At 36.4% G+C, this 12,207-nt stretch carries 11 protein-coding genes; 5 read left to right on the plus strand and 6 right to left on the minus strand.

Annotation, left to right across the window (positions count from 1 at the left end):
- Nucleotides 1–41 precede the first annotated feature (41 nt).
- Nucleotides 42–3,089: a SusC/RagA family TonB-linked outer membrane protein gene (locus ABVM53_RS02090; RefSeq protein WP_405328897.1), complete on the plus strand. Its 3,048-nt coding sequence runs from the start codon at nt 42–44 to the stop codon at nt 3,087–3,089.
- Between the two features lie 3 nt (nt 3,090–3,092).
- Nucleotides 3,093–4,862, plus strand: a complete 1,770-nt coding sequence (locus ABVM53_RS02095) for a RagB/SusD family nutrient uptake outer membrane protein (RefSeq protein WP_405328900.1) — start codon at nt 3,093–3,095, stop codon at nt 4,860–4,862.
- A 199-nt stretch (nt 4,863–5,061) separates the two neighbouring features.
- Here the strand turns inward: ABVM53_RS02095 and ABVM53_RS02100 are convergent, their stop codons facing one another.
- Together ABVM53_RS02100 and ABVM53_RS02105 are read right to left on the minus strand one after the other, a co-directional pair.
- Complete coding sequence (locus ABVM53_RS02100) at nt 5,062–6,909, minus strand: metallophosphoesterase (RefSeq protein WP_405328903.1); 1,848 nt, start codon at nt 6,907–6,909, stop codon at nt 5,062–5,064.
- A 192-nt stretch (nt 6,910–7,101) separates the two neighbouring features.
- On the minus strand, nt 7,102–7,479 hold the full coding sequence (locus ABVM53_RS02105; protein WP_405328906.1) for a Fur family transcriptional regulator: 378 nt from the start codon (nt 7,477–7,479) through the stop codon (nt 7,102–7,104).
- Nucleotides 7,480–7,558: 79 nt separating this feature from the next.
- Here ABVM53_RS02105 and ABVM53_RS02110 point away from each other — a divergent pair, with 79 nt between their 5' ends.
- The 3 genes from ABVM53_RS02110 to ABVM53_RS02120 are packed head-to-tail and all read left to right on the plus strand — an operon-like array spanning nt 7,559 to nt 9,146.
- Nucleotides 7,559–7,903, plus strand: coding sequence for a MerC domain-containing protein (locus ABVM53_RS02110; RefSeq protein WP_405328909.1), 345 nt, complete (start codon nt 7,559–7,561; stop codon nt 7,901–7,903).
- Nucleotides 7,900–8,808 (plus strand): NAD(P)/FAD-dependent oxidoreductase, encoded by a 909-nt coding sequence (locus ABVM53_RS02115; protein ID WP_405328912.1) that lies wholly within the window; start codon nt 7,900–7,902, stop codon nt 8,806–8,808. The genes ABVM53_RS02110 and ABVM53_RS02115 overlap by 4 nt, the downstream gene beginning before the upstream one ends.
- Nucleotides 8,809–8,846: 38 nt before the next feature.
- Nucleotides 8,847–9,146, plus strand: a complete 300-nt coding sequence (locus ABVM53_RS02120) for a hypothetical protein (RefSeq protein ID WP_405328915.1) — start codon at nt 8,847–8,849, stop codon at nt 9,144–9,146.
- Nucleotides 9,147–9,528: 382 nt separating this feature from the next.
- Here the strand turns inward: ABVM53_RS02120 and ABVM53_RS02125 are convergent, their stop codons facing one another.
- From ABVM53_RS02125 to ABVM53_RS02140, 4 genes are read right to left on the minus strand one after another with little or no spacing between them, the layout of a single operon-like run.
- The gene (locus ABVM53_RS02125; protein WP_405328918.1) at nt 9,529–10,398 is read right to left on the minus strand and encodes a DUF4437 domain-containing protein; all 870 of its coding nucleotides are present in this window, start codon (nt 10,396–10,398) and stop codon (nt 9,529–9,531) included.
- 37 nt (nt 10,399–10,435) lie between these two features.
- On the minus strand, nt 10,436–11,239 hold the full coding sequence (locus ABVM53_RS02130) for an SDR family NAD(P)-dependent oxidoreductase (RefSeq protein ID WP_405328921.1): 804 nt from the start codon (nt 11,237–11,239) through the stop codon (nt 10,436–10,438).
- Nucleotides 11,240–11,244: 5 nt separating this feature from the next.
- On the minus strand, nt 11,245–11,655 hold the full coding sequence (locus tag ABVM53_RS02135; RefSeq protein WP_405328924.1) for a hypothetical protein: 411 nt from the start codon (nt 11,653–11,655) through the stop codon (nt 11,245–11,247).
- A 9-nt stretch (nt 11,656–11,664) separates the two neighbouring features.
- On the minus strand, nt 11,665–12,198 hold the full coding sequence (locus tag ABVM53_RS02140; RefSeq protein WP_405328927.1) for an LLM class flavin-dependent oxidoreductase: 534 nt from the start codon (nt 12,196–12,198) through the stop codon (nt 11,665–11,667).
- Nucleotides 12,199–12,207: the final 9 nt, after the last annotated feature.

Here is a 12,207-nt window from a genome sequence, read left to right on the forward strand (position 1 = left end):
GGCTAAAAAAATTAAGCATTGTAAACCAATTACTTAAAATAATGTATTCTAAAATTACACAATTAAAAGCGAAGCCTATATTAATTGGCCTTTCGGTTTTACTTTTTTCAAAAACAGGAATAGCTTCAGAAACTATGCCGTCTGTTTTAAAAGCTTATAACCATACTTCATATTACTTTCAACAAACAATCACCGGTACAGTTTTAGATAATAACGGTACTCCGTTACCGGGAGCTGCAGTTAGTGAGGTAGGAACAGATAATGGAGTTATCACCGATTTTGACGGTAAATTTACCTTAGAAGTAAAAACAGGATCACAAATTGAAGTATCCTACTTAGGATTTAAATCTTTAAAAGTTGAAGCTAAAGATGGTTTGTCGATAACCCTTGAAGCCGATGCCGCAAATCTAGATGAAGTGGTTCTTATAGGTTACGGTAAAAAAACGAAAAAGGATCTTACTGGATCTGTTACACAACTTTCAGCAAAAGATTTTAAAAAGGGAGTAAATGTTTCTCCAGATAATTTAATTCAGGGAAAAGTTGCTGGTGTACGCGTTGTACAATCTAGTGGTGAACCCGGAGCCGGAGTTGATGTTACCATACGTGGTATAGGATCAATTAGAAGTGGTAGTACTCCTCTTTTTGTTGTGGACGGTGTGCCACTTAGTAATGAAAATGTGAGTGCCCCAGGAGCAAATTTTGGTCTCGGAAGCTCGACAGCAAAAAACCCTTTAAACTTCTTAAATACCAGCGATATTGCATCTATAACAGTTCTTAAAGATGCATCTGCTGCAGCGATCTACGGAGCTAGAGGTTCTAATGGAGTTGTGATTATCACTACAAAACAAGGTGAAAAGGGCAACGCCTCTATTACGATAGACTCTTATTTAAGCGCGGCAAACGTCATTAATAAAATCGACGTATTATCTGCTTCAGAATATAGAAATGCAATAACAGAACCTTCTTACGATCATGGCGCTAGTACAGACTGGCAAGATGAATTATTTAGAACAGCGATCACACAAAATCATAACTTCTCTTATTCTAAACGTACAGATAGCGGAAACTATTACGCGTCTTTATCTTATATGGATCAGGAAGGAATTGTTGAAACCAGCGATTTTGAAAGAACTACCGCTCGTTTAAATGCAGAAGAGTCATTCTTTGACAATAAAAGGCTTAAGCTAAAGATGAATCTTACAGCGAGTCAAATTAACGAAAATGGTATTCCTAATGGTGCGAATGCAGGTTCTGACGGTCAAGTGATTATGCATGCTTTAATGGCAAACCCTACTCGGTCTGTGTTTGATGAAAATGGTGATTACACTAATTTTAATATGAACGCACATTACAACCCTCTTTATTTACTTGATATTGTTGAAGATAAAACGGAGACCTTACGTGTACTAGGTAATATCGAGGCAAGTCTTCGTATTATAGACGGGCTGGAATATAAATTTAACTTAGGTATAGACCGTTCAAGTTCTGAACGAAATTCTACTATTTATCCTAACCTAACAGATAGAACTCCTCTTGGTGCATATGTTCAAAATAATCTGGATTCTCAAAGTGCCCTTATAGAGCATTACCTGACTTATAATTTTGATATTGGAAAGAATAATTTTGAAATATTAGGAGGTTATTCTTATCAGGAATTCAAATTTTCAGGAACATCTTTTTCAACTATTAATATAAGTCCGCAAGGCGAAGGCGTATCACCAGAATACAATCCGGGATATTCTGGAGTACAAGCTGGAGTAAGTGGGTATGCGCAAGAGAATGAATTACAATCCTATTTCAGTAGGATTAATTACGCTTTTGATAATCGCTATTTGTTAACCGCCTCGATACGCGCCGATGGTTCGACTCGTTTTGGTGAAAACAATAAATATGGTTATTTCCCTTCTTTCGCTTTAGGCTGGAATATAGACCGCGAAAATTTTCTTCAGGATATAGAAGAAATTAGCCAGTTAAAATTAAGAGCGAGTTGGGGAGAAACTGGAAATCAGGAAGTGCAGAACAAGATCACGCAAGCCAGTTATTCGCAATCTGCAAGTGGAGGTTACTATTTGTACAATGATTATAACCTGATAAATGGAATTGTAGTAAATCGTACAGCAAATCCAGATTTAAAATGGGAGGTTGTAACCCAACTCGACCTGGGATTAGACTTTAGCCTTTGGGAAAATAAATTATACGGCTCTTTAGATTATTATAATAAAACCACTAAAGATGCTATTCTAAATATTCCTTCAGAACCTTTGAGTCCTACTACCTCTGTTTGGAAAAATATAGAAGGAGAAATTGTAAACACAGGTATCGAATTTACATTAGGTTCTCAACTCGTAAGCACTGAAGATTTTAATTGGTCGCTAGATATTAATGGAGCTACTTTAGCGAATACCGTTAAAGACTTACCGGTTTCAGAGCTGTTTTCTGGTAGCGTTGCCGGCCCCGGACTATCTGGCGTAGCGGCTAATATTTACAAAAGTGATTACGAAGCGGGTTCATTTTTTATGCTAAAGCATCTGGGTTTTGATGAAGACGGTGTAGATATTTTTGAAGACCTTAATAATGATGATGTAATTAACAGTGATGATCGTCAAATATTTGAAGGCGCTATACCCAATTTTACTTTTGGGATTAACACAAGTCTTAATTATAAACGCTGGGATCTAAGTTTGGCATTTATTGGTCAGACAGGTGGCTATTTAGTAAATAATACGAATCTGGCTCTAAACATCAATAACTTAGCTTCAGATAGAAATGTACTTTCAGAATTTTATGATGCGGGTGCAAATACGCAAAACACTCCACAGCTATCCACACTATATTTAGAAAAGTCTGATTTTATTCGATTGAATAATGCACGAATAGGGTACAATTTTGACACCGAAACTATTAACTGGTTAAGAGGCTTTAATCTCTATATAAGTGCTCAGAATTTATTTACTATAACAAATTATTCAGGATTTGATCCATTGATTAATAGCCCACGATCTTCAGGTGGAAATCAGTCTATAGGAATTGATTATACAACCTACCCATCTTCAAAATCTTTTATGATAGGTGCAACAATAAAATTATAAGCAATGAACTTTATAAATAAATTATCACAAACAGTATTCAGCGTACTTCTTGCTGGTAGCATTTTTAGCTGTACAGATCTTGAAGAGCAGGTTATAGATGAAGTAATAGGTGGCCAAAGCTCTAATCCAGAGAGCGCAATGGCTGCAGCATATGGTCAACTTGCAGAAGGCACGTTTACAGATCACGGTCTTGTTTTTGGGCTGCAGGAATATCCTACAGATGAATGTATGTTACCTACTCGAGGTAGCGATTGGGGCGATGGCGGTAAATGGAGAGCCTTAACCGAATTTACTTGGGGAACTAACAATGCTCAGGTTTCTGGTACGTGGAATGCGCTTAACAGTGGGATTACAAAAACACTTACTGCAATAGAATCGCTGGAAGAAAATCCTGATTATCAAAATTACGAGCTATTTCTAGCAGAAGCGCGTGGATTGTTAGCGTTTTATACCTACACTACGCTAGACTTGTTTAATCAAGCTCCTTATCGCGATCCTTTTACAGATAATGCTCCCTTAGTATTTCTTCAGGCAAATACAGAAATAGATAATCTTATTGCCGAGGTAGAATCAATAATTCCTAGTCTTGCTAATCTAGGCGAAAACAATACATACAATGGACGGTTTACTAAACAAGCTGCCTATGCCCTACTGGCTGATATGTATCTAAATCGTGCTGTTTTAAAAGACCGATATAATACCTCTTCTAATTTTAATTTTACTGAAGTTGCAGTTGATAATTCAGGTAATGACATGGAGAAAGTTATTTATTATACGTCGCTCCTCATTGATGGCAATTTTAGTCTCGAAAGTAATTACTTCGATAATTTTGCTATAGACAATACAAATGGATCAGAAATAATTTTTGCTGTAGCTCAGGAAAATGACAATATACGCAGCAGTGATAATGATTTTGCATATATGTCTACAGGAAGAGCTCAAAAACCTACTCCTGATAATCGAGGTACTAATGCATCTAACGTAGAGCCCGAATTCTATTATACCTGGGACAATAACCATGATGACCCTCGCTTTCACAGATATTATCAATATGCTGATGGAACTTGGTTTATGAACGATGGCACCACCACTAGCGTACCTGCAGAAGATACTCGTCCCGACACTGGCGGATTATGGTTTCATTTTAACCGCGGACTTCAAGTAGGGCAGCAATACGGGCCTACACTTGATGGTAAAGGCGGATTTAATATGACTGCAGATGGCAGAATTGCGGTTAGTAAATTAGTAATGGAAAAAAATACCACCATCCCGATGGATTATACTCCAGATCTTAATTTTGACAATCCTTTAGCCGCTGTATTTTCTCAAGATCAAATTAATCGTGGAGTACGCAATTTTAAATGGGAGTTTGATCCTGAATATGGTAACGGATCTAGCGCAGTAGATGTTCCGCTTTATCGCTTAGGCGGAATCTATGTAATGAGAGCTGAAGCGTATTTTAGAAATGGTCAAGTTGCGTTAGCTTTAAATGATATAAACACGCTGAGAACAAGTAGAACACGGGAAGCGCTTTATAATAATGCTCCCGGTAAAGCCATAACTTCCTTAAATGAAGAAACTTTGTATAATGAAATTGGATTTGAAATGTATTGGGAAATGTATCGCAGAAAACAAATGATCCGTTTTGGAACATACGACAAGCCATACACCGCAAAAGCTGAAACACAGCCTTATTTAAGAGTTTTTGCAATACCTCAGGAAACAATTGATGTAACAGATGGAATAAATCAAAATCAAGGTTATACTGAGTAAGGTCATACCACTGCTGACTCAATTGGCAGTACAGATTTCCATTAATTATTTACAAAAGCTGAACGATCAACGTATCGTTCAGCTTTTGTCATTTTATCGACTCGGTACGTATCGTTTTCTGAAAGCATTCTTACTGAATCATAAATCTTGAAAATTGGTAAGCAAGTGTCCTAGTCACAAATATCAATTATTAAAGTCCTTAATTAAGATTTTTTAAGGTTTTTGTATTTAAATCTATAATAAAATGAGTTGCGGGTAAGCCATTAGTAATTTTTAAAAAAATCGATGCCCACAGTTTTAATTTGGGGTTGTCAGACTTTTCAAGTTGCTCACAAACTAAAACATATTGATTAAAACGGTGCTCTCCAATATCCTGTATGGCTAGCTTATCGGCATTTTTCAGCTTATAAAAATCTTGTATCATGTCTAACCCTGTCCAGCTCTCTAAATCTTTTTCTGTTATTTTACTTTTGTTTTCAGCTTTAAAAAGTTCGTATTCTTTCTCAGTTTTAAAAGCCGATTTCAGCAAATCTAAACCAGATTTTTTAACCAATAACTCTTTCAGTTGAGGTGACCAATCACTAGTTAAAAAACGCAAACGCACCAATTCTTGTAAATGCCATTCAACAAATTCTTTATACGATTTTGCATTTAAAATTTCAGGATCCCAAGCATCGGTAATTCCTTGCTGCTTCAAATATTCAATTTCTAGCGCATAAAGCGGAAACAGACTGTCAAAATCAGGAACTTCATCAAGAGTAACCGTTTCAATTTCGTAAATATTATTACCTCTAATCGTTGCAATTTTATAACCCGGAATGTAAGCTGCTAACGAAGGAACCTGAATATTAAACAAGCTTACAGAAGCATCACTATCAAATCTTCCTGTGTCGTTTATATGCATATGCCCTGCAAAATGAAGCTGTACTCCTGCCTCTGCTAATGCTTGAGAAACCTCTTTATCAGGAACCCGGTAGAGTTGCATTTTGTCTTGGCCAAAGAACTCCCCCATTAGAGCTGAAGAATTGTCGTTAAATTCTACACTCGGAAAATGACTGAATACAATTAATTGTTTATTTAATTCTTTTGCACGTCTAGTCACCGAAGCGATCCAGGAGAGTAGATGTGTTTTGTGCGTCAACACATTTTTATAACCCGTTCCTGCACCTTCAAATGTTTGTGATGAACTGGAATCTGTGTCACTTGTTTTCGGTATATATACATTTGCATCAATGGCCAAAAACCAAATGTCATCTCCTTTCTCGACCAAATAACTCAAATCTGGAACTTGTAAATTTGTATTGGGTAAGGTATAGCTACGTGATGCAGTTGCAACTTTTTCTGTAGCTTTTTGATACGTATAACCATCATAACTGTACGACGTAAACGGAGTTTCCCAATACACATCTTGAGCTGTGGGATAAAAACCAAAATCTTTTAATTCTTCAAGTATGCCTTCATAACCCAGCTGTGCTATATCTTGAGTTATCACTATCGATAAATCGTTATCGGTTCTAGTTTTATACAGACCTTTTTTACTATATATAGGTTGCTGCTTTCCTCCCGCACCCATAAAATCGGTCTTTCCCGCATCGGTTAAAAAAGGCTTTACAGGGTCGTGATTTCCTGTCGTAAGCATAAAATGAGTACCGTATTTTGTTGTGTATTTTCTTAAAATATTCTTTAATCCGCGTAGGTTAAAACGTTGCCCATCATCACTAAAGTCCCCCGGAAGTACAACATACCGAATGCCTCTCGCAACCACATCATTTAAGGCTGCCAGAAACGCAAAGTAGTTTTCATTAAACAAACGTGTTGAATGCAGCTGTGCCTGCATCGTCCTTAAAATAGTATTTCTGCCGGTTTGAGGATTTACAACTCCTTTAAAATCAGAATCAGCAAATTCCCCATAGATATCGGTTAGATGTACATCAGACAGGAATGCAACTTCTACAGGTCTTGGAGTATTTTTTAAAGGTTTACAGGAATAGAAAAGGAGAATGCATAGCACTACTGCGAGATGCTTTAAAAGCCAACGTGAAATCATATTTTTTTTATTGTCCTCCAGAACTATATGAGGCCCTAAGTAGAGTCAAATCTAAATAATAAAAAATAATCGCTATTTAAGTTTACGTGAAGAGTACTTTAAATAATGATCAAAAAACAACTGTTCTGTTCATAATTAGGCTTTTGATTCGTTTACAAATCTTAGAATATCAAAGCTATATGTTGAGCCATATTAAGATGCCAAACAATCTGGACAAACTCCTGAAACCATAAAGTTCAATTGATTAATTTGGTAATTTGAAGGAAGCTTAAATGTGGGTTCCACATCTTCAATACACGTTACAACATTACATTTTTCACAATTAAAATGTATATGATCGTGTTTATGCTCGGTAGAGCAACTATGACAATTTGCATATTTTACCACACCGTCGATATTTGTGATTTGATGCACCGATTTTTCTTCGACCAGCCGGTCTAATACGCGATAAATTGTTACTCGATTGCATAAGCCATCTGGTAAAATAGCCTGAATTTCAGCTTGTGATAATGCCGTATCTGACTCATTTATAGTTTTTAAAATAGCTTCCTTAGCAATTGTTTTTCTCATAATACAAATTTAATGCAACAAAGTTGCTTTAACAAAGAAATTATATTTACTTTCGCAACTGTGTTGCAATAATGAAACTATGCGAGAGAAATATTACGATTTAATTGGCGTTTATTCTGCCTTTTTGTGTTTAGCACACTGTATATTAGGTCCTATTCTTTTTATAGTTCCATTAGGTATAAGTCATAGTCCATTACTTGATAGTTTTTTTCTCATAGTTGGGTTATTTCCTGTTTATAAAGTAGTGCGCAGTAAATCTCCAGTATTTTTAAAGATACTACTAGTATTTTCATTTGCGCTTATCGCACTTTCTATAAGCTTAGAAGCACTTTATCATCAAGAATCATTTTTAATATTTATAGGCGCTATGGGAGTCATCTCATCGCACCTTATAAATTATAATTATAAAAAGCACGAATTATGAATCTGTCAAATTCTTATGAAGTAATAATTGTTGGCGGAAGTTATGCAGGTTTATCAGCCGCTATGGCTTTGGGTCGTTCATTGCGTTCGGTGCTTATCATAGATGCTAATAAACCCTGCAATAGACAAACACCGCATTCTCATAATTTTATTACTCAGGATGGTGAAGCGCCTCATAAAATTGCTCAAAAAGCAAAAGAGCAAGTGCTCAAATACGACACCGTAAAATTTCTAGACGATACGGCTATAAGTGGAAAGAATAATGAGAAAGGTTTTACAATTCGTACTATTGCCGGTAAAGAGTTTGAAGGCAGAAAACTCATTTTTGCAACCGGAATTAAAGATCTAATGCCCAATATTGAGGGGTTTTCTGAATGCTGGGGAATTTCTGCTATTCATTGTCCTTATTGCCACGGTTATGAATTTAGAAATGAAAAAACGGCAATTATGGCAAATGGTGATCACGCCTTTCATATCGCCAGTCTTGTAAACAATCTTACTAACGAACTTTCTATTTATACACAAGGAAAGCCTGAATTTACAGACGACCAACTTAAAAAGTTGAGCAACAATAATATTGCTATAGTTACAGATACGATCAAAACATTTGAACATTCAAAAGGTGCTATTAAAAGAGTTCTTTTTGAAAATGGAACCTCGCAAACGGTTAAGGCAATATATGCCGCTTTACCTTTTGAGCATCACACGCAACTACCTGAAATGTTAGGTTGCACATTTGATGAAGGAGGATTTATCAAAACAGATCTATTTCAAAAAACTGAAATTACGGGGATTTATGCCTGCGGAGATAACTCTCAAAAAATGCGGTCTGTATCTAGTGCTGTGGCTTCAGGAACTGTTTCTGGAGCAATGGTTAACTACGAGCTGACTCAGGAAGACTTTTAAAACAATCGATAATAAGAAAAAGTTACTTCTAAGTAAATATGTCGTTACAAATTAAACAATCACTATCACTGCTATTTCTAGCTTTCTTCCTTATGACGAAGATGGCAGGATTTCATGTGCTAACTCATGATGATTCAGATCTAAGTGAGGATTGTGCTATTTGTCAGGTTTTAATTTCAGACAGTCAAACTTTAATGGTTCTTGACAAAATTCAAGAATTCACACCTACACCAGAAATTGCAATTCCTCAAGAGCCAGATTTTTTAACTCCTAAAGTAGTTTTAACTTCCGATCGTTATTCGTATTACCTATTCTCCCGGCCTCCGCCATCTATCTAAATCACATTTCTATTCTTGCAAAGAATTCACTAGGCAGCTATTAGTTTGCCTTATTTAAAAGGTTATTACATCTAATGCCTAAATGTAATACCCGAAAAACATGCAAGTATTCACCAGCTCCCGCAAAACCGGGAGTAACTACTAATTATTTTATTATTTAATCATGATTATCAGATTACTGATAATGGGGCTATTCTTCGGATTTAGCTCCTATTCCTACTGATGAAGTAGGCTGGCAAAGTAGAACTTCCGTAGATATTAAAATTGTGGACTAACTATAAAATCCTTTCAAATGGTAAATAAGACGAGAACCTCGATTAATCACTACAACTAGTTGAAAAAAGTATCGAGGTTAGCCTATTTACATTTCATTGAAATATTCTTAGTTGCTAAGTTGAAAGCTGCCGTTTGCACGTATATATAGAACCACATCTTCAGTTTGAGTACTAAAGGTGTGAGTAGTATTTTGATTAGACCCCACATAACTTCCCAGGGATAATGTTTGCGAATTAGTATTAGCGGGATTACTATACGTTGGTTCTCCTTTTACAACAACAGCTTTAAAATCTGATGCGTTTACAACTATGTTAGAAGTTGTGTTTGGCGATAATCTCAAAAAAATACCACCCAGCTCACCTTCTACACCTGGTTTTCCCCACAAATAAGCTACATACGCATTAAGATCTGCAGTACTTGTATGGTTCAACCAATTAATTGTAGCAGTGCTAACCCATACCAAGTTTGACGGATCGACATTTATAGGTCGCTCTCCAGCATCAAATTTCTCTGATTCTGGTTTTACTAAATACGGACCTTCTTCGATCTCAACTAATGCTAAATTAGAGGCTCCCATTGCTGCAGTTATATGTATCTCACCTTTAGGCTGAATCCAAAACGAATTTGCTGGCATCCACATATTTTCGGCTTTAGGATCGTCATTGTGAATGTTTCCGGAGAGCACAATAGCTTTGTAGGTGACATTATGAATGTGAGGCGGTGAAGAAAAACCGTCATTAAATTTAACTAAGATTCCAGAAGGTCCTGTTTGCGTGCGATCACCCCAAAGATTTGCAGCTCGCGGCCCCATTTTACCTCGAGCAGGATTAAGAGCTCCCCATTTTATATCTGAAGCTGAAACTACTGTATACTCAGGGGTTTCTTTAGATTGGTTTTTTATTGAATTATGTTTTTCTTGAGATATACCCGCATAGGTTGTCAAGATTAATAATCCGAATATTAAATGTTTTTTCATTTTATGATTTTTTCAGTGAGGAAGAATTCCGTCACGGTTAGATATACTGCTGAATAATCTTCTTGGTATTTTTTATTAATTTCTCAATTTTCTCCCTATCGTAGGCATCGCTATTGGCTCTTGAAAACGACCCTTTATCATTATCAAAATACAAACCCGAAGATTCCTGATAGTCTACTTTTAAAGCCAACTCTTGTAGGATATGCGCTCCTTTGTCTGCCGACGACCAAAATTGACCATAAGCCTGTTGAACCATTTTTGTATTTAATAAGGATCCTGGGTTAACCGCAATCGTCGTTACTTCAGAGACATTTTTAGCGAGATAAAAACTCCACATTAGAAGAGCTAATTTGCTTTGTGCATAACTCTCCTGCTCACTTGTATGATGCTCCCCATTTAGAACGGTCGTTTCAACACTACTTTGTGCAGCAGAACTTAAATTTATAACCCGGCTTCTAGTTGATTTTAAAAGAGGTAATAATGCATGAGTAAATACGAAAGGGGCAAAATAATTTACCGCTATACGCATATCAAAATTCGCGTCATTAGTAGGTTCTGCAGTCTTAAAAACACCCGCATTATTGATTAAAACATCTATAATCAGCTTGTCTCTCTTAATTTGGTCTGCAAGCAGAACTACCTCCTCCAGATTAGAAAAATCTGCTACTAATCCATAAACATTTTCGGTATTAGCAAGCTTTGCGATTTCCTGTACTGTCTGAGTAACTTTCTCCTTATTTCTACCGTGTATATAAAGTGTATGTCCTGCTATTGCAAGGTTAGTTGCAGCCAGTTTACCTATTCCATCGGTGCTTCCGGTTATTAAAATTGTCTTTTTCATAGCTGTTAAGTATTAAAGTAGGGTACGATTTTCTCTCCCAATTCTGCTAAAACTTCAGGAATAGGTCTTGAATTAAATCTAAGATTCAAAGCGACATGATTTACACCTATCTCTTCAGCACTTTTCAAATAATCCATTAAATAATTACTACCTATTCTAAACCCTAACTGAATGGGTTGTGGTTTAAAATCTGCATCCTTCTCGAGTATAATATAAAGCGGTTGCATAAATGGTTTATCAAATTTTTGAAATTTGGATACTAGTTCCCGCCATTGCTTCAATGTTGCTGCCTGAGTGTATAAATCTTTAGGATAGGAAATCCACCCATCACCAAATTCTGCATTCCAAGCTAGTGTCTGTTGACTTGCCCCAGTTACTAAAAGAGGGATTTTTTTACCAAATGGTTTTGGTAACACATCTACTAATCAGTTTAAATCACCAAAATGCTTTGTGTTTAAAACTGAAAAATCCCGATGTGCACTTTGTATATATTCAACACTTTCTCTAAAAAGCGCTCCCCGTTCTTCATAAGCTATCCCCATTGCTGGGTATTCGTCTGGGCGATCGCCGGAAGCAACTCCCAGCAACATTCTTCCTTGAGAAAGCACATCTATTGAAGCTGCTGCTTTGGCAATATGTACAGGATGGTGTAATGGTAATGCGACACTCGCTATACCTAAAGCAATTTTAGAAGTTTTTCCTGCTAAAAAACCCAAGTATGTAAACGGATCAAAAGTTTGACCTGCATCACCAAATGTGGGAACATTAAAAGGCACATCTCTTACCCACAACGCACTAAAACCTAAGTTCTCTACAAGCTTTACTCTTAGCTCGTGATCCTGCATAGTAGGTACGGGTCCCATCGAATAACTTTCGATAGGAACCACTATACTAATACTTAATTTGTTCGGTTTAAAAACCTGTGAATAAGCAGCATTATACGTATCAAACCCCTTCATTTATACTGA

Origin of the sequence: Leeuwenhoekiella sp. LLG6367-2.1 (assembly GCF_045055775.1) — a bacterium.
Lineage (GTDB): Bacteria > Bacteroidota > Bacteroidia > Flavobacteriales > Flavobacteriaceae > Leeuwenhoekiella > Leeuwenhoekiella aequorea.